At 68.0% G+C, this 17,110-nt stretch carries 23 protein-coding genes; 17 read left to right on the top strand and 6 right to left on the bottom strand.

The genetic code is table 11. The features are described 5' to 3' along the window. Positions 1 to 53 precede the first annotated feature (53 nt). Complete coding sequence (locus tag ACODRV_RS10650; RefSeq protein ID WP_141627686.1) at positions 54 to 260, top strand: hypothetical protein; 207 nt, start codon at positions 54 to 56, stop codon at positions 258 to 260. Positions 261 to 266: 6 nt separating this feature from the next. Here the strand turns inward: ACODRV_RS10650 and ACODRV_RS10645 are convergent, their stop codons facing one another. Next, positions 267 to 1,352 carry an MrcB family domain-containing protein gene (locus ACODRV_RS10645; protein WP_488908301.1) on the bottom strand — a complete coding sequence of 362 codons (1,086 nt, stop codon included), beginning with the start codon at positions 1,350 to 1,352 and terminating at the stop codon, positions 267 to 269. A 757-nt stretch (positions 1,353 to 2,109) separates the two neighbouring features. Between ACODRV_RS10645 and ACODRV_RS10640 the strand changes: the two genes are divergently transcribed. Beyond that, the gene (locus tag ACODRV_RS10640) at positions 2,110 to 2,343 is read left to right on the top strand and encodes a hypothetical protein (protein ID WP_141627685.1); all 234 of its coding nucleotides are present in this window, start codon (positions 2,110 to 2,112) and stop codon (positions 2,341 to 2,343) included. Here ACODRV_RS10640 and ACODRV_RS10635 read toward each other — a convergent pair. Next, positions 2,330 to 2,764 carry a hypothetical protein gene (locus tag ACODRV_RS10635; protein ID WP_488908300.1) on the bottom strand — a complete coding sequence of 145 codons (435 nt, stop codon included), beginning with the start codon at positions 2,762 to 2,764 and terminating at the stop codon, positions 2,330 to 2,332. The two genes, ACODRV_RS10640 and ACODRV_RS10635, sit on opposite strands and share 14 nt — an antisense overlap. Before the next feature lie 18 nt (positions 2,765 to 2,782). Then, complete coding sequence (locus ACODRV_RS10630; RefSeq protein WP_488908299.1) at positions 2,783 to 3,925, bottom strand: zinc-dependent alcohol dehydrogenase family protein; 1,143 nt, start codon at positions 3,923 to 3,925, stop codon at positions 2,783 to 2,785. 249 nt (positions 3,926 to 4,174) lie between these two features. On the opposite strand from ACODRV_RS10630, the gene ACODRV_RS10625 reads away from it, so the two are divergent. Beyond that, entirely contained in the window at positions 4,175 to 4,612 is a 438-nt protein-coding gene (locus ACODRV_RS10625) for an acyl-CoA thioesterase (protein WP_141627681.1), read from the top strand. Between the two features lie 13 nt (positions 4,613 to 4,625). On the opposite strand, the gene ACODRV_RS10620 is transcribed toward ACODRV_RS10625, so the two are convergent. Beyond that, positions 4,626 to 4,826: a hypothetical protein gene (locus tag ACODRV_RS10620; protein ID WP_141627680.1), complete on the bottom strand. Its 201-nt coding sequence runs from the start codon at positions 4,824 to 4,826 to the stop codon at positions 4,626 to 4,628. A gap of 177 nt (positions 4,827 to 5,003) precedes the next feature. On the opposite strand from ACODRV_RS10620, the gene ACODRV_RS10615 reads away from it, so the two are divergent. Continuing rightward, entirely contained in the window at positions 5,004 to 5,777 is a 774-nt protein-coding gene (locus tag ACODRV_RS10615; RefSeq protein WP_141627679.1) for a YebC/PmpR family DNA-binding transcriptional regulator, read from the top strand. Further along, positions 5,777 to 6,322 (top strand): hypothetical protein, encoded by a 546-nt coding sequence (locus ACODRV_RS10610; protein ID WP_488908298.1) that lies wholly within the window; start codon positions 5,777 to 5,779, stop codon positions 6,320 to 6,322. The genes ACODRV_RS10615 and ACODRV_RS10610 overlap by 1 nt, the downstream gene beginning before the upstream one ends. A 6-nt stretch (positions 6,323 to 6,328) precedes the next feature. Here ACODRV_RS10610 and ACODRV_RS10605 read toward each other — a convergent pair whose 3' ends face one another. Together ACODRV_RS10605 and ACODRV_RS10600 are read right to left on the bottom strand one after the other, a co-directional pair. After that, a complete protein-coding gene (locus tag ACODRV_RS10605) occupies positions 6,329 to 6,538 on the bottom strand; it encodes a hypothetical protein (protein ID WP_141627677.1) in 210 nt (69 codons plus the stop codon). An 89-nt stretch (positions 6,539 to 6,627) separates the two neighbouring features. Then, complete coding sequence (locus tag ACODRV_RS10600; RefSeq protein WP_488908297.1) at positions 6,628 to 8,061, bottom strand: M20/M25/M40 family metallo-hydrolase; 1,434 nt, start codon at positions 8,059 to 8,061, stop codon at positions 6,628 to 6,630. A 116-nt stretch (positions 8,062 to 8,177) separates the two neighbouring features. On the opposite strand from ACODRV_RS10600, the gene ACODRV_RS10595 reads away from it, so the two are divergent. The 12 genes from ACODRV_RS10595 (at position 8,178) to tolB (ending at position 16,988) form a co-directional block, all read left to right on the top strand. Further along, a complete protein-coding gene (locus tag ACODRV_RS10595; RefSeq protein ID WP_488908296.1) occupies positions 8,178 to 8,876 on the top strand; it encodes an MgtC/SapB family protein in 699 nt (232 codons plus the stop codon). A 71-nt stretch (positions 8,877 to 8,947) separates the two neighbouring features. Then, complete coding sequence (locus ACODRV_RS10590; protein WP_141627674.1) at positions 8,948 to 9,634, top strand: MgtC/SapB family protein; 687 nt, start codon at positions 8,948 to 8,950, stop codon at positions 9,632 to 9,634. Between the two features lie 72 nt (positions 9,635 to 9,706). Then, entirely contained in the window at positions 9,707 to 10,222 is a 516-nt protein-coding gene (gene ruvC / locus ACODRV_RS10585; protein ID WP_141627673.1) for a crossover junction endodeoxyribonuclease RuvC, read from the top strand. Further along, positions 10,219 to 10,842: a Holliday junction branch migration protein RuvA gene (gene ruvA / locus ACODRV_RS10580; protein WP_488908295.1), complete on the top strand. Its 624-nt coding sequence runs from the start codon at positions 10,219 to 10,221 to the stop codon at positions 10,840 to 10,842. The genes ruvC and ruvA overlap by 4 nt, the downstream gene beginning before the upstream one ends. A 136-nt stretch (positions 10,843 to 10,978) precedes the next feature. After that, positions 10,979 to 12,013, top strand: coding sequence for a Holliday junction branch migration DNA helicase RuvB (gene ruvB, locus ACODRV_RS10575; protein WP_488908294.1), 1,035 nt, complete (start codon positions 10,979 to 10,981; stop codon positions 12,011 to 12,013). A gap of 84 nt (positions 12,014 to 12,097) precedes the next feature. Beyond that, positions 12,098 to 12,466 carry a hypothetical protein gene (locus tag ACODRV_RS10570; protein ID WP_488908293.1) on the top strand — a complete coding sequence of 123 codons (369 nt, stop codon included), beginning with the start codon at positions 12,098 to 12,100 and terminating at the stop codon, positions 12,464 to 12,466. Continuing rightward, positions 12,463 to 12,930 (top strand): tol-pal system-associated acyl-CoA thioesterase, encoded by a 468-nt coding sequence (ybgC, locus tag ACODRV_RS10565; protein ID WP_488908292.1) that lies wholly within the window; start codon positions 12,463 to 12,465, stop codon positions 12,928 to 12,930. The genes ACODRV_RS10570 and ybgC overlap by 4 nt, the downstream gene beginning before the upstream one ends. A gap of 4 nt (positions 12,931 to 12,934) precedes the next feature. Next, the gene (locus ACODRV_RS10560) at positions 12,935 to 13,363 is read left to right on the top strand and encodes a hypothetical protein (protein WP_488908291.1); all 429 of its coding nucleotides are present in this window, start codon (positions 12,935 to 12,937) and stop codon (positions 13,361 to 13,363) included. Between the two features lie 155 nt (positions 13,364 to 13,518). Continuing rightward, entirely contained in the window at positions 13,519 to 14,241 is a 723-nt protein-coding gene (gene tolQ, locus ACODRV_RS10555) for a protein TolQ (protein WP_141627668.1), read from the top strand. A gap of 3 nt (positions 14,242 to 14,244) precedes the next feature. Beyond that, a complete protein-coding gene (locus tag ACODRV_RS10550; protein WP_141627667.1) occupies positions 14,245 to 14,703 on the top strand; it encodes an ExbD/TolR family protein in 459 nt (152 codons plus the stop codon). A 4-nt stretch (positions 14,704 to 14,707) separates the two neighbouring features. Beyond that, positions 14,708 to 15,514: a TonB C-terminal domain-containing protein gene (locus ACODRV_RS10545; protein WP_488908290.1), complete on the top strand. Its 807-nt coding sequence runs from the start codon at positions 14,708 to 14,710 to the stop codon at positions 15,512 to 15,514. A 115-nt stretch (positions 15,515 to 15,629) separates the two neighbouring features. Next, positions 15,630 to 16,988, top strand: coding sequence for a Tol-Pal system beta propeller repeat protein TolB (gene tolB, locus ACODRV_RS10540; RefSeq protein WP_141627665.1), 1,359 nt, complete (start codon positions 15,630 to 15,632; stop codon positions 16,986 to 16,988). The last annotated feature ends 122 nt before the right edge of the window (positions 16,989 to 17,110 follow it).

The raw sequence follows: 17,110 nt of genomic DNA, 5'->3' as shown, positions 1-17,110 counted from the left end.
TTCCAACCGGGGGATGGTCGCGCCCCAGCCCGGATGGCGCCTAAGCTCGGGGCATGGATCAGATTCTTCCACTCGACTGTGCCGCTTGGCTTGAGCAGGTGAACGCCGTGCTGAAGCGCGACTGGTGCATCGACTCCGCTGACGCGGGTTGGTCGCCCGAGGATGTGCTGCGCTATTGGCGATTTGGCGAGGCGCCTGAGGTGTTCGTGGCGTGGTTCGCCGAGAAGTACGATCTCATCAGGTTCGAGCCGCACGAATAATCCAGTTTACTGTAGTTTGTATTCGTAGCTGGTTGCTTCGAGGTGCTTGTCATCGAGAAGCCATGGATGGAATGCGACTAGGGTGCCGCCTGTTGCTACCCCGTCCTTGCCGAGCACAACCCCGTGCACCACGAGGAGTGCATTCAGCGGGTACGCGGACCGATGCAGCGCCACCTCATTTCGGGTCAAAAGAACGCTTTTGGGACCGCCAGTCGTTCCTTTGACTTCGATAACCCACTCCTGACCAGCTCTTTGAGCGCGGAAGTCGCAACTATCTCTGAGCGACACATCGGTGAAGGTGAAGCCTTGGTTGCTAAGCCATTCCTCTGCGAGCTTCATTGCTCGTAACTCGACGGCGCGTCTAGAAGGTGCGTCAAGGCCCCAGCCCTGTCCCCGCAATGGTTGCTTAAAGGGAGCCGAAATCTCTTCGGCGAGTTGGAGAACCTCAACAACATCTGCGCTTGTGGTGCCGGGGACAACGCCTGCTGTTTGCGCGCGATAGAGCTTACTGAGAGCGGCGGCGAACAGTTCTAAATCGGCCACGAGGTTTCGATCTGATGGAACGGCACCCGCTCTATAGAATTTCGAGAAAATGGTTGTTCGCTCGTAGGCTGCGGCGAGTTTCTGTTTGCCCAGAGATACGCCGGTCGACACTTCACTATTTTCTGCGAACTCATCGCGCAGGACAGACCTAGCCCACCCCACGAGCTCTGCTGCGTCTGTACGGCTTATACCTTTGAAGTTTCCGTCCTCTGGTGTGGTCGAGCCGTGGCTCAGACATAGTGAGACGCCAGATGCATCGGGATGAAATAGGTAGACCAGATACCAACCAGAGGTAGGCGCAGGCGACATCCGACGAGAATAGAGGCGGGTCCAAGGGACAAGAGCCTTTAGACCCGTTCCATCGCTGCCCTTGATTTCGAAGTCATCGCCGTAGGGATCCATGGCGCTCGCGACCGTAATTCGCCACTCGGAGATTTCGGTAGGTAGCTCCTGACGGATTAGAAAGCCGCGGCGCTTCATGGCGGGAGTGTCTGAAGGCGAGTGCTGCTGCTGCAGTGATATGATCGCTTCGAGGGTGGACTGGATCATCGCTTGTCTCGCCTGCTGGCGAGTTGCGTACCCAAGATAGGAATCGCGCCTGATCGCCTACCACAGGTTAGTCATGTGTCAGGCCTTGGCGCTAGCGGCTAAGGTGGCTCTTCAAGCTCCGCATCCCGCCGCGTCCATCCTCCAAGAATACGCAGCAGTTCCCCGCCAACCCGCGCAATCCGCCGCGCCAACCCGCTGACCGCATTCCACAATTTTCCGGCCCAGCGTCATTCTCCCGCCATAGGAAGCGCACCCTCCACAATACCCGCATCCCGTCGATGGGGAGGGCGTCGGATCCACGCTTCTCGACGACGGCGGGCTGTGGCCGAGCGATGAAGCCCGCGCGAAGGAGAGTGCGGGGGCCCTCGAGGGCAGGGATGGATCCTGCCCGCTTGCTCGCCGCGCGCTGTTGGAAGCGGACCGCTGGCGTCTCTGAACGGTCGAAGTCCGCCCCGCGTCGAGGTCAGCAATGATCCCGGCGGTGATCCGGCAAGGCCCTAATGCAAAGGCCGCCAGCCGGAGAACGTGTGGAAAACGGCCGCGCGGGACGACGCTCTCGTCGAAACGGTAAATCTACAAAACAGCACCGGGCGAGGCCCGGCGTCCCGCGCCCTTCCCATCCCTCGCCGGGTCAGACCGGTGGAGGACGAGCCTCAATTCCAAAGCCCTCCCCCTCGAGGGGGGAGGGTTGGCTGGTGGCGCGTGCTGTGCGCGACGCTGCGTTTCCCACGCCCGACACCCCAACCGGAGACATTCCATGCGAACCCGCCGCCCGTCCCGCCGCCGCCACACCGACGCCTTCCTGCGAGAACTCCAGCGTCAACGTCTTCTCCGGATCGCCGGACGGCGCGCCGAGCCCGTTTGCGAACGTGAGCAGTGGTTCCAGTGGAGCCTCGCCACCGGGCGGCGTCCCCGCCTCAGCGACTACATCCTGCCGCCCCTGCTGTTCCTCGCCGAACATGAGTTCGGCGCCGGTCCTACCGCTTCCTGAACCACGTCGCCTCGGCCGCCATCTTCGATCCCCAGTCGTCGCCCGCTTCATCCGGGCCCGGCTCGGGCGCGAACGGCAGTTCGCCGGCGACGCCGCGCATGGCCAGCGCCAGCGGCAGGGCCCAGTGGCGGATCATGCGCAGGGGCTTGCGCTTGTTGTCGGTGACGTCCCAGCCCCCGGCCTCGAAGGCGTCGATCAGGTCAAAGCCGTCCAGCCGTTCGATGCTGTCCCAGTCGGCGGGCAGGGCGACCGCCTCCGCCTCGTCCGGGGTCAGACCGAAACAGGCCTTCGCGGCCTCGGCGATCTCCGGATAGTCGTCGCGATTGTCCGGGTCGGCGACGGACGGCTTCATCAGCGCCTTCATCTCGAGGGCGTCGAGGCCGGGCAGGTCGATCAGGCGGCGAAGGGGGGCTTGGGTCATGGAGCGAGGTTTAGGCGCTCAGTCGCCGAAGGTCACCACCGTGCGCACCGCCTCGCCCGCGTGCAGGGCGTCGAAGGCGGCGTTGATGTCCTCCAGCCGGACCACCCCGGTCAGCAGCCGGTCCACCGGCAGGCGGCCGTCGCGGAACAGCCTGATGTAGCGCGGGATGTCGCGCGACGGGATGGCCGTGCCGATATAGCTGCCCTTCAGGGTCCGCTCCTCGGCGACCAGATTGACCACATTGACCGCCAGCGCCGCCTCGGGGGGCGGCAGGCCGGCGGTGACCGTGGTTCCGCCCCGCCGGGTCATCTTCCACGCGGCCTCCAGCGCGCGCACCGATCCGGCCATCTCCAGCACGACCTCGGCCCCGCCGCCGGTCAGGGCGCGCACCTGCTCGACGGCGTCCGGGTCCGCCGCGTTGACGGTCAGGACGGAGCCGAGGGAGCGGGCCAGCGCCAGCTTGTCCTGCGACAGGTCCACGGCGATCACCGGGCTGGCGCCGCTGGCCAGCGCGCCCAGCACGGAGGCCAGACCGACGCCGCCCAGACCGACCACGGCCACCGACTGTCCGGCCCGGACCCGCGCCGTGTTCACCACCGCGCCCACCCCGGTCAGGACCGCGCAGCCGAACAGGGCCGCGTGCTCGAACGGCAGGTCCTTCGGAACCTTGACCAGCGACCGGCGCGAGACCACCGCCCGGTCCGCGAAGGCCGAACAGCCGAGGTGGTGATGCAGGTCGTCTTCGGGGCCATGCAGACGGGTTCCGCCGCCCAGCAGTTCGCCCTTGCCGTTGGCCGCCGCGCCCGGTTCGCACAGGGCCGGACGGCCTCCGGCGCAGGGATCGCAATGGCCGCAACTGGGCATGAAGACCATCACGACATGGTCGCCGGGCTCCAGATCCTCGACGCCGGGGCCGACCGCCTCGACCACGCCCGCCGCCTCATGGCCCAGCGCCATCGGCATGGGCCGGGGCCGGTCGCCGTTGATGACGCTCAGGTCCGAATGGCACAGGCCCGCCGCCTTCACGGCGACCAGCACCTCTCCGGCGGCCGGCGGGTCCAGGGCCACGGTCTCGATGGCCAGCGGTCGGCTGTCGGCATAGGGCCGCGCGGCCCCCATGGCGCGAAGAACGGCGGCGCGGGTCTGGATCGGGGTGCTCATAACAAAGACGCTAGGCGCTTGACGCGGCGTCCGCCAAGCCCAACGCTGTTCGTCCGAGGTGTCCGCAGAGACGCCCGGAGGAAACGACCAACGAATGCGCTCAAGCAGCGAGGGACCGCGTCCCGAGCGTTAGCGCGCAACAATGCGCTCAAGCAGCGAGGGATCGCGTCCCGAGCGTTAGCGCGCAACAATGCGCTCAAGCAGCGAGGGACCGCGTCCCGAGCGTTAGCGCTCTTCACTGGAGGGATAATGACCGGCACCATCGAACGCACGAAACGCGGCGACTATCGCCGCTTCCAGCAGATCTCGACCCGCTGGATGGACAACGACGTCTATGGCCACGTGAACAACGTCGTCTACTACTCGTGGTTCGACACGGCGGTGAACCGGCTGCTGGTGGTCAACGGGGTGCTGGACATCCACAACGGCCAGACCATCGGTCTGGTGGCCGAGACCGGCTGCCGCTACTTCTCGCCCACCGCCTTCCCGGACGAGATCGAGGCGGGGGTGCGGGTGGCGCATGTCGGCACCAGCTCGGTCCGCTACGAGATCGCCCTGTTCCGAAACAACGAACAGGACGCCGCCGCCGTCGGCTATTTCGTCCACGTCTATGTCGACCGCGAAACCAAGCGGCCGGTCAGCGTCGACGAGAAGATGCGCGGGTTTCTGGAGAGCCTGAAAGCCTGAACCCGCGAGGGGCTCAGTCGTCCAGTCGGCCCATCAGCGCCAGCGCGCCCACGGCGGTCAGAACGCCCAGCGCGAAGGCGCCGATGACGGCGCCGGTGGCGACGGCGGTGGACACGGTGACCGGGCGGGTCTCGTACCATTCCACGATATCGGCCTCGTGCAGGTCTTCGTCGTGATAGCCCTCGGCGGCGTAGATGGCGTCTTCTGCGGTCATGTCAGGGCTCCGTCTGCTGCGTTCCAAATGCCTGTAAAGCTCTACCGGTTCCTGAATCGTGACACCGCGCCCGCCATCGGCTAGATCGCGGCTCCGACTTTCAGGATCGCGACCTCGCGCTCAAGCAGCGAGCGGCCGCGCCGCGAGTGATAGCGCCCAAAACCAAGAGACCTACCCATGGCCGGCCATTCCAAGTTCAAGAACATCATGCATCGCAAGGGGCGCGCCGACGCCCAGCGCTCCAAGCTGTTCTCCAAGCTGTCGCGCGACATCACCGTCGCCGCCAAGTCGGGCATGCCCGACCCGGCCATGAACCCGCGCCTGCGTCTGGCGGTGAACAACGCCAAGGCCGAAAGCCTGCCCAAGGACGTCATCGCCCGCGCCATCAACAAGGCCTCGTCGGGCGATCTCGATACGATGGAAGAGGTCCGCTACGAAGGTCGTGGCCCCGGCGGCGTCGGCATCATCGTCGAGGCCCTGACCGACAACCGCAACCGCGCCGCCTCCAACATCGGCACCGCCTTCAAGAAGAACGGCGGCGCGCTGGGCGAAATGAACTCGGTCGCCTTCATGTGGGACAAGGTCGGCAAGATCGTCTACGCGGCCGAGGCGGGCACCGAAGACGCCGTCATGGAGGCCGCCATCGAGGCCGGCGCCCAGGACGTCGAGAGCGATCTCGTCAAGCCGGACATCTATGAGGACGCGCCGGGTCACACCATCTGGACCGCCTTCGAGGACCTGAACGACGTGGCCGAAGCCATGTCGAAGGTGCTGGGCGACCCGAAGTCCACCGCCATCGTCTGGAAGCCCCAGTCGGAGGTGCCGGTCACGGGCGAGGCTGTCGGCACCCTGTTCAAGCTCCTCGACGCGCTGGACGCCGAGGATGACGTCCAGAACGTCTATTCGAACGAGGACATCTCGGACGAGGACGCGGCGAAGTACGCCGGCTGATGGACCTGAACGGCGGTCGCCGCCCGACGCCTCTGGTCGAGACGCCGAAGCGGCCGCCGTGGATGCTGATCATCCTTCTGATCGCCGCCGGGGTGGTGATCGCGTGGGTGATCCCGAACCTTCGCCTCCCCCTCGGCGACGCCGACGGGGACGCGGAATCGCCGCGGCCTGTCGCGCAAGCTGAGGTGGAGGTCGTCAAGCGTGAGGACCTGATCGAGGTGCGCCCGGCCAGTCCGGACATCGTGCCTGATCAGGAAGCCGCCGCCGTTCGTTTGCCGGTCGAAGCGCCGCGCTGGGAGCGTTCGCCGATGCCCGAATATCCGCGCGAAGGCATCAGCGTGCCCGGTGGAAAGGCTCGGGTGATGATTGGCTGTGTTGTCCAGTCCAACCAGGGGCTCGGCGATTGTGTGATCCTGCGCGAGGACCCGCCGGGGTATGGCTTCGGGGTCGCCGCTCTTCGCGCCACCCGCCGCGCGCGTGTGACTGAGGATATCCAGCCGGGCGCTCGCGTCGCCTACACCAGCCGGTTCGTGATGCCGGAGTGACCGGCCTCACGGCAAGTACTGGGACTCAGCCTCCACCATCCATCCGGCGTCGTCGCTGATCGGGCGGCCGGGACGGCGCAGACGGATCATGCTGTGCAGGGTGTCGGTCAGCTCCATCAGCTGTTCGTCGGACAGCTCGACGGCGGCGCGGATCACCTCGGCCTTCAGGGCGGTGAAATTCTCCGGGCGAATGTGGCGATCAAGACTGGCGGACATGGCGGCGGGTCGCTCGGCGCAGGCCCCATGCCTGCCTCCCCACAACGGAAAATGCGCGCTCAGGTTTCAAACGGCGCCGGTTCCCGGCTTCATTGCGCCTGCCCGGCATAGGCTTTCACGAGGGTGAACAGGAAGTCCCGACCTTCGTACAGCGAGCGGACCCGGATGCGTTCATTCAGGCCGTGGACTCCGCCGCCGTCCGGGTCGGCGAACAGGCCGGTGACGCCATAGGTCGGCACGCCCGCCGCGTTGGTGAACCGACCGTCCGTGGCGCCGGGGCTCATCGACGGTATGACCGGGACGCCGGGCCACAACTCTGCGGCGGCCGCGCGGATCGGCTCGAGGATGTCGGGGCTCAGCGGCGGGGGCGGCGAGGTCGGGTCGATGTTGCCCGCGATGGTCACCGCGATCCCCGGATCGGCCAGAACGCGCGCCAGCTGCGAGCGGATCGCCTGCGGATCCTGACCGGGCAGGATGCGGCAGTTCACGTTCGCCGTCGCGCGTTGGGGCAGGGCGTTGGGCGCGTGTCCGGCATCGACCATGGTGGCCACGCAGGTGGTGCGCAGCACCGCGTTCCACGCCGGGTCCGCCGCCGACAATCGTCGCGCCGCCGCTTCCCGCGCTCGCCCGGACGCCGAGCCGATGGCGCGCATGTCAGCGGCATGGGCGGGGTTGGTCGGGGCCAGCGCCGCGAAATAGGCCTTCACCGTCTCGTTCGGCTCGGTCGGGAAGGTGAAGGCTTCCAGCCGCGTCAGGGCGTTCGACAGGCGATAGATGGCGTTATCCGACACGGGGCGGGACGAGTGGCCGCCGGGATTGGTGATCTCCAGCCGATAGTCATGATAGATTTTCTCGCCCGCCTGAATCTCCAGCGCCACGCGGTTCCCTGCCGCGTCCAGCCGTCCGCGCGCGCCCTCGTTCAGGGCGAACCCGGCCTCCAGCGCGTCGCGGTGGTTGGCCAGCAGCCAGGACACGCCGTTGAAGGTGTCCGACGTCTCCTCGCCGCAGGTCAGGGCGATCTTGATGTCCCGGCGCGGCGTGAAGCCCTCGGCCTTCAGCCGGATCAGCGTGTCCACCCAGATCGCCGCCTGCGCCTTGTCGTCCTGCGCGCCCCGGGCGTGGAAATATCCGTCTTCCTCGATGAGGGTGAAGGGATCGCGCGTCCAGTCCTCGCGCCGGGCCTCGACCACGTCGATGTGCGCCAGCAACAGGATCGGCGCGGCGGTCGGATCGTCGCCCCGCAGCACCGCCGCCAGATTGCCGTCCTTCGGCCGCTCGGACGGAACCAGAACCCGCACGTCGGCCGCCGGATAGCCCGCCGCCAGCAGTCGCGCCGCCATCCGTTCGGACGCCAGGGTGCAACTGCCCTCGGACAGGGTGGTGTTGGTCTCGATCAGCTCGCGGTACAGGTCGCGGAAGGCGGCCTGATCCGGGCGCGCATTGTCGGTCTGCGCCGCGACACTCCCCGCCAGAAGCGCCGTCGCCGCCAGCGCGGCCAGCATCTTGCCTGTGGTCCCGATCATTCGCCGTCTCCCCTGTCGCACGACACGCTAGCGCGTGGCCCCGCCCGTGTCTCCGGCGTCGGTCGGGGCGACGTAGACGCGCAGGAACCGCCACGCCCGGCTCCCGTTGCTCGCGGATGACCCTCAATGACCTGCCCGGCTTCACGCTTCCCCTGATCGCCGCCGTCATGGCGGGCGGCCTGATCGGCTTCGAGCGGGAGTGGCGCGGGCGGGCCGCGGGGTTCCGGACCCACATCCTCGTCTGCCTCGCTTCCGCCCTGCTGATGGAGCTGGCGGTGTCCCAGGCGGCGTGGCGCTTCGTGCCGATTCAGGGCGCGGAGGTCATCGCCGATCCCGCCCGTCTGGCGCACGGCGTCCTGACCGGTATCGGCTTCCTGTGCGCCGGGGTGATCTTCCGCGCGGGGTTCTCGATCCATGGCCTGACGACCGCCGCCTCGCTCTGGATCACCGCCGCCATCGGCCTGCTTTTCGGCGCGGGACTGTTCCTGCTGGGGGTGGTCGGGACGACGCTGACCGTGCTCATCCTCGTCGCCCTGCGACTGGTCAGCCGTCGCCTGCCTCAGCAGGCGGTGGTGGACGCCGAGATCGTCTGGCTCCGGGACGCGGTCGGGGCCGAGGACCGGATCGAGGCCGCGCTGGCGGGCCTACCGCGATCCGCCAAGGCCGACCGGTTCGAACTGATCGAAGACGGCCAGAAGCTGCGCCGCAGCTTCCGCTTCAGGATCGACGGCGAGCCCGCGCTCAAGGCGCTCGGCGCCCGCCTGCGTGGCATCGAGGGCGTGGTCGGCTACTCGCTCGATCCGCGCGACGACTGACCGCCGCTTGATCGCTCCGGTCAAGCGGGACTAGGTTTGGGATTCGTCAGTTGGCGGAGCGAATTTCATTGATGAATTGGGATCTGGTCTGGCCGGTGCTCGCGGCCATGACGGCCGGAGGACTGATCGGGGTCGAGCGCACCTATCACGGCCACCCCGCGGGCTTTCGCACCCATATTCTGGTCTGCCTGACCAGCTGCGTCTTGATGCTGGCGGCGATGCACCAGTCGACCTGGGCCTTCACCGCCCTGCCGGGGCAGACGGTGGTGATTGATCCCACCCGCATGTCGCACGGCCTGCTGACCGGCATCGGTTTCCTCTGCGCGGGCGTGATCTTCCGCGAGGGTTTTTCGGTTCATGGGCTGACCACGGCGGCGTCCCTGTGGGTGACCTCGGCCATCGGCGTTCTGTTCGGCGTCGGCATGTTGCCGCTGGCCCTGATCGCGGCGTGCGCCACCCTCGCGGTGCTGGCGGTCCTGCGTCTGGCGGATGCGAAGCTGCCCCATATCGGGGTGATGGACGTGACGCTGAAATGGCGCCGCAACGCCGCGCCGGGCGAGGCCCACGTCCGCAACCTGCTGAGGGACACCGGCATGAAGGCCGTCCGCCTCGGCCACGTCGTCTCGCAGGACGGCAAGCTGCACGAGCATCACCTGAAGGTGAAGGGCTCCATGCCGCTCGACATCGACGGCCTCGTCGAACGCCTGTCCTCCGAGGACGGTCTGGCGGGCTTCTCGGTCATGCCGAGAGACGAGTAGGCCGCCCCCGAAAAGGCGGTTCTTCCCGTCCGGTCATTGTCCGTTAGGCATCTCTCGGGCAAAAGGGAACGGATGGCGAACGAAGCGACTCGGATCATCGGGCTGGACCCCGGCCTCAGACGCACCGGATGGGGCGTGATTTCAGCCGAGGGCTCGCGCCTGCGCTGGATCGCCCACGGCGTGGTCACCCCGCCCGAGAACGCCCCCTTCGCCGAGCGCCTGCTGCACCTGCTGGATGCCGTCACCGCCCTGTGCGGCGACTACGGCTGCGAGGAAGCGGCGGTCGAGGAAGTCTTCGTCAACGTGAACCCGTCCTCGACGTTGAAGCTGGGTCACGCCCGCGCCGCCGTCATGCTGGCCCCGGCCAAATGCGGCCTGCCGGTCGCGGAATACTCGCCCAATCTCATCAAGAAGGCGGTGGTCGGCGCCGGTCACGCCGACAAGGGCCAGATCGCCTTCATGGTCAAACGCCTGTTGCCGACCTCCGGCGACGCCAGGGCCGACGCCGCCGACGCGCTGGCCGTCGCCATCACCCACGCCCAGCTGCGCAAGCGGGCCCTGCTCGAGACCCTGCGAGGCGCGGCATGATCGGTCGTCTGCGCGGCGTTCTGGCCGAGGTCGAACAGGATCACTGCCTGCTGGACTGCATGGGCGTCGGCTATGTCGTGGCCTGTGGCGCGCGGACGCTGGGCCGTCTCCCGGCGCCCGGCGACGAGGCGACCCTGCACATCCATTCCCAGTGGAGCGAGGACGCCGGTCCGCGCCTCTACGGCTTCCTGACCCGCGACGAACGCCGGGCCTTCAGCACCATGCTGGCCATCCAGGGCGTGGGCCCCAAGGCGGCGCTGGGCGTGCTCGATGTCCTGCCGCCGGCCGAGCTGGCCTCCGCCGTCGCGCGTGAGGACAAGGCCGCGGTCGCCCGCGCCAACGGCGTCGGCCCCAAGCTGGCCTTGCGCATCGTCACCGAGCTGAAGGGCAAGTCGCTGGGCGAGGCGTCCTTCACCCCGAATGCTCCCGGCGTCCATGTCGAGGCCGCCGTCGCCGCCCCGGCCCCCAGTCTGACCGGCGAGGCCGTCTCGGCCCTGCTCGGCCTCGGCGTCGCCGAGATCAACGCCCGCCGCGCCGTCGATCAGGCGCTGATCCGTATGGGCGAGGACGCCGACCTCTCGGCGGTGATCCGGGCGGCGCTTCAGGAGTTGGGACGGTGAAGGGCGGGCCAGTGAAAAGTGCTGGTGAGCAAGGTCGTGAGCACGTCTGCGCGCGGGCGGGACGTCACCTGCTCACCCCTTGCTTACCAGCACTTTTCACTAACCGTCGCCCCGCCGCCCGCCACCGGAGCGGCCAATGACCGACGACCGCATCATCTCCCCCGAGGCCGCCCCCGGCGAAGCCTATGACCGCGCCCTGCGTCCCCAGACCCTGTCGGAGTTCGTCGGGCAGGAGCAGGCCAAGGGCAACCTTCAGGTCTTCATCAACGCCGCCCGCAACCGCGCCGAGGCGCTCGACCACGTTCTGCTGTTCGGCCCGCCGGGGCTGGGCAAGACGACCCTGGCCCAGATCGTGTCGCGTGAACTGGGCGTCGGCTTCCGCGCCACCTCCGGCCCCATCCTCGCCAAGCCCGGCGATCTCGCGGCCATCCTGACCAATCTCGAACCGCGCGACGTGCTGTTCATCGACGAGATCCATCGCCTCAGCCCGCAGGTGGAGGAGATCCTCTATCCGGCGATGGAGGATCACGTCCTCGACCTGATCATCGGCGAGGGGCCGTCGGCGCGTTCGGTCCGCATTGATCTGGCGCCCTTCACCCTCGTCGGCGCCACGACCCGCGCGGGCCTGCTGGCCACGCCGCTGCGCGACCGCTTCGGCATTCCGCTGCGGCTTGAGTTCTATACCCCGCAGGAGCTGACCCGCGTGGTCATCGGCACGGCGCGCAAGATGGGCGCGGCCATCACCGAGGACGGCGCCTTCGAGGTCGCGTCGCGCTCGCGCGGCACGCCCCGCATCGCCGGTCGTCTGCTGCGCCGGGTGCGGGACTTCGCCGACGCCGAGGGCGCTGCCAGCATCAACAAGCTGGTCGCCGCCCGCGCGCTCGCCCGGCTCGAGATCGACGAGGTCGGTCTGGACTCCAACGACCGCCGCTTCCTCAAGGCCCTGATCGAGAACTACGGCGGCGGCCCCGTCGGCATGGACACCCTCGCCGCCGCCATCGCCGAGGCGCGCGACGCGGTCGAGGACGTGATCGAGCCCTATCTGCTCCAGCAGGGCTTCATCCAGCGCACGCCTCGCGGTCGCATGGCCTGCGCCCGCGCCTACAGCCACCTCGGCCTGTCCGAACCGCCCAAGGTTCCGCAGGCCGGGGACCTGTTCGGGGGCAAGTAGGGTTCACCCCCATCGAGGGTTCACCCCCATCCAGGGTTCACCTCTGCGCCGAACCCCGGCATGGTCGCGCCGAAGGAGGGCCGCATGGCGAAACGGAGAATGCGGGTTGATCGTCTGATCACCGTGCTGGGCGGGGCGGTGATCCTGCTCGGCGTCCTGTTGCTGTGGCTGGTCAGCCGCAACGTCTTCAGTCACACCGAACCCACGCCCGAGGAACGCGCCCAGACCCAGGTGCACGCCCTGGTCGGTCCGGCCGCCCGGGTCACCTACACCGAGACCGGCCGTCGCCGCGCCGTCTGCGGCTATCTGCGCAACGGCGATGACGTCGTGGCCTTCGTCTCGCGGTCCAACCGGCTGATGCTGGAGACCGATCCGCTGAAGACCGAGTTCGAGCAGAACCAGTCCGACCTCTGCCCGGGCTTCCTGAAACGCCGGGGAGACCTGCCGCGATGACCGACAGCCCCACCGCCGGCCGTTTCGAGGGCCGGGAGCATCGCCTGCCGGTGCGCGTCTATTACGAGGACACCGACTTCACCGGTCTGGTCTATCACGCCAACTACGTTCGCTACTTCGAGCGGGGCCGGTCGGACTGCCTGCGCCTGATGGGCGTCGGCCACGCCGAGCTTCTGGACCATGACGAACCGATGGCCTTCGTCGTCTCGAAGATGGAGTTGACCTTCCTCAAGCCCGCCCGCATCGACGATCAGCTGGTGGTCCGCACATGGTACGAGGCGGTGAAGGGACCGCGCCTGCTGATCCGTCAGGAAGTCGCGCGCGGCGATGACACCCTGTGCCGCGCGGCGGTCGAGGTCGTCTGCATCCACATGGACGGCCACCCGCGCCGCCCGACGAAGGCGCTGCTGGAGAAGGTCGCCCCTTGGCTGGCCGCAATCACGAACACCCATGCGGAGGATTGAATCCATGAACCAGAGCGGAATGACCGCCGGCGCCGTCATCACCATCTTCCTGCTGCTGATCCTGCTGGCGGGTGGTGGTCTGGTCGGCTGTCCGCACTACAAGGTCTGGGAGCGCAAGATGGCCGGTCAGGCCGAGCTGCAGTACCAGCAGGGCGCCCGTCAGGCCCTGATCGCTCAGGCCAAGGCCGAGGACGAGGCGGCCATCAGTCGTGCCGAGGCCGCCACCCGGCGTGTGCGCGGCTGGGCTGACGCCGCCAAACAGGGCTGCGCCGATCTCGGTCGTCCCGGCGACCGAACCTGCGAGGACATCCTTCTGCGCGACGCCGCGACCTATTCCATCGCCAAGGAAGGCCACGAGGGCGTGATCATCAGCGTCGGGGCTCCGGTGTCGGTGGCGGTGCAGCCCAACAGCCCGGCCCGTCGCCCGGAATAGCCTCACAGGCGAACATCGCCGCGATAGCGAAGCTGTCATGTGCACAAGCGTGACCGTGTCGCTAAGAGGGGGCTAAACCGCCTGACGACACCTGACTCGCCACAGAACCGCCACGCCCGTCCGGTGCACAGGGACGGACACGGAAGGACGCCTGAATGACCATCGCCGCCGATCACTCGATGCTGAACCCGATCAAGATTTTCCTCGAGGCCGATATCGTCGTGCAGGGCGTCATGGTCGGACTGGTGATCGCGTCCGTCTGGTCGTGGACGGTGATCATCGGCAAGGCCATCAGCTTCGCCTCGCTCAACAGTCAGGCCAACGCCTTCGAGGACGCGGTCGGGTCCGGCCGTTCGCTGGAAGAGATCGCGGCGCAGGCCGGGCCGAACCCGGCCCATCCCCTGCCGCGCATGCTGGTCATCGCGCTCAGCGACTGGCGCGAGGCCCGCACGCGTGGTCAGACGTCCGACGCCCAGGCGGGCCTGCTGATCTCGCGCATCGACCGCGCGCTCGACAGCCTGATCGCCCGTGAAAGCCAGCGCGTCGAGAACGGTCTGGGCGTGCTGTCGGTGGTCGCCACCGCCTCGCCCTTCATCGGCCTGTTCGGTACGGTCTGGGGCATCATGAACGCCTTCGGAGCCATCGCCGGCGCGGGCAACACCAATCTGACGACCGTGGCTCCGGCGATCTCGGAAGCCCTGTTCGCCACCGCCATCGGCCTGTTCGCCGCCATCCCTGCCTATATGGCCTACAACAAATTCTCGATCGACGCGGGCAAGTTCACCGGCCGTCTGGAAAGTTTCGCCGACGATCTTCAGGCCGCCGTCGCCCGCCGTCTGGGCTCGACCCCGGCGGCCGATCCGCGCCGGGAGGCCTGAGCCATGGCCATGGGTGGAGCAGGCGGGGGCGGTCACAGCCGCGGTCGCCGCCGGGCGCGCAAGCGTCCCCTCAGTGAGATCAACGTCACCCCTCTGGTCGACGTCATGCTGGTGCTGCTGATCATCTTCATGATCTCGGCGCCCCTGCTGACGACGGGCGTGGAGCTGGAGCTGCCGAAGACCGAGGCCAGTTCGGTGGACACGACCAGCGAGCCGGTCACCATCTCCATCAAGCGGGACGGCGAGATCTTCGTCGGCGAAAGCCCCGTGAACTGGGACGAACTGGTCCTGCGCGTGACGCAGGAAGGCGGCGTCGGCTCGCGTGAGAAGCCGGTCTTCGTCCGCGCCGACGGTCGCGCGCCCTATCAGGCGGTCGCCCGCGTGATGGCGCGCCTGTCGTCGGAAGGCTTCACCAAGCTGAACCTCATCACCGACACCTCCGCGGCTCCGGGGGAGGGCTGACGGCGTGGATCGTTCCAGCGGCGTCGCCATCATCGGTTCTGTCGTCGTCCACGCGGGCATCGCGGGCCTGATCGCGCTCGCCCTGCTGACGGCGAAGCCGCCGGCCTCGCCGCCCAGCGACTCCTCCGTGCCGGTGCAGGTCGTGTCCGAGGTCGAGGTGCTGGGCGCCGCGCCGCTGAACCCGAGCGAGGACCTGATCACCGAGGATGTGGCCACCGCGCCGGTCGAAACGACCGCTGAGCCCACGCCGCCGCCGCCCGAGCCGACGCCTCCGCCGCCGACGCCCCGCCCGACGCCCACGCCGCGCCCGACGCCGCCGCGTCCCCAGCCGCAGCCTCCGCGCACTCAGCCTCCGCGCACCCAGCCCCAACCGCCGCGCAATCAGCCCCAGCCGCGTCCGCAGTCGCCGCAGCCCACGCCGGGCTTCAACCCCGACGCCAACGCGGGCCGACTGAACCCCAGCCCGAACAATAATCGCCGTCCGCCGGCGACGGGCGGCGGCGCGACCGGCAATGCGCCGCGCACGCTCGGTCAGGCTTCGCTTCAGTCGCTGATCGGCCAGATCTACGACAACTGGGATGTCCCGTGCGATCTGCCCGGCGGGCGTGATGCGATTATCCCCGTTCGGGTGACGCTGGATGAGCGCGGCCGCCTCGTCGGCCCCGCGCGCGCGACCCATTCGAACCGGGCCATCGCCGACGGCGTTGAACGGGCGATCCGCGCCACGGCGCCCTTCCAGATGCCCCCCGGCTATGAACAGCAGGAAATCACCTTCTCGTTCCGCACCGCCAACATGTGCGCGAACCGCTGACGGAAACCGACTGTTGAGGCCGTGGGCCTGAAAGTCGCCTCAATCACACCCAAGCTGGCTCCGGTGACAGGCCGGGGCCAGAGTGGTCCCAAACCAACCCGACCTGGAGGTCTCGATGCGTTTGAAAGTTCTGATGGTTTCGGCTGCCGCGCTTGCGGCTGTCCTGCCGGGGATGGCCATGGCCCAGACGCCCCAGCCGCAGCAGGAAGAGCTGATCGTGGATCAGGGCCGCATCCGCGCCTTCCAGATCGCCGTCGCCGACTTCAACGGCCAGTACGGATCGGACATGTCGGGCGTCATCCGCGCCGACCTGCGCCGCACCGGCTATTTCGAGCCGCTGGACCCGGCCTCCTTCGTCGAAACCGGTCTGACGCTGGCCAATGCGCCGAACTTCCCGCAGTGGACCTCCATCGGCGCGCAGGCCGTGCTGTACGGCTCTGTCACCCCGCGTCCGGATGGCCGCAACGACTTCGGCTTCCGCCTGTACGACCCCTATCGTCAGTGCCAGCTGGTCTCGTACCAGTTCACCGCCACGCCCGAGCAGTGGCGCCGGATCGGGCACAAGATCGCCGATCTGGTCTATCAGCGCATGACCGGCGAGACCGGCCTGTTCGACAGCCGCGTGGTCTTCGTCTCGGAAAGCGGCACCCAGCTGAACCGCGTCTCGCGCCTCGCGATCTCGGATCAGGACGGCTACAATCCGGAATATCTGACGCAGGGCGACGAGGTGATCATGTCGCCCCGCTTCTCGCTCAGCGATCCGAACGAGATCACCTACGTCGCGCTCGGCAAGGACTACAGCCGCATCTACCTGTTCAACCTCGCCACCCAGCGCCGTGAAAGCCTGGGTGAGTTCGACGGTCAGGTGCTGGCCCCGCGGTTCTCGAACGACGGCGCCAAGATGGCCTTCTCGATCATCCGCAACGGCAACACCGACGTCTATGTGATGGACCTGTCGACCCGTCAGGTTCGCCGCCTGACCAGCGATCCGGGCATCGACACCTCGCCGTCGTTCAGCCCGGATAACAGCCAGATCGTCTTCACCTCGGACCGTTCGGGCAGCGCGCGCCTCTACACCATGCGGGCCGACGGTTCGGGCCAGCGCCCGATCTCGCGCGGCGGCGGCCTCTACACCGCCCCGACCTGGAGCCCGCGCGGCGATTTGATCGCCTTCACCAAACAGGCCGGAGGCCGCTTCTCGACCGGGGTGATGAACACCGACGGCTCGGGCGAGCGCATCCTGTCGTCCAGCTATTTCGAGGAAGGCCCGTCCTGGGCGCCGAACGGCCGCTACATCATGTTCGCGCGCCAGACGCCGGGCGGGGACACCCGTCTGTGGACCGTCGATCTGTCGGGCCGCGTGGTCAATCAGGCCGGCTACGGCGGGCGCGGCACCGATCCGGCCTGGTCCCCCCTGCTCGACGCCCAGCCGGTCCGCATCGGCGCCAGCGGTCCGGACGCCTGTCCGGCCTGATCGACGTCAGAAGCCGACAGGCTCCGGATCACAAGCGGAGCCTTTAGCTTCAATCCCGCGTTATCGTGTCTGGTGAAAAGACTGGCGCGACAGTAACGACCTTGTACAGCAAAGCTAAATAG

Source organism: Brevundimonas sp. FG8, assembly GCF_057808845.1.
Note: the sequence above shows the minus strand (reverse complement) of the source record. Positions and strands in the feature narration are given on the sequence as shown.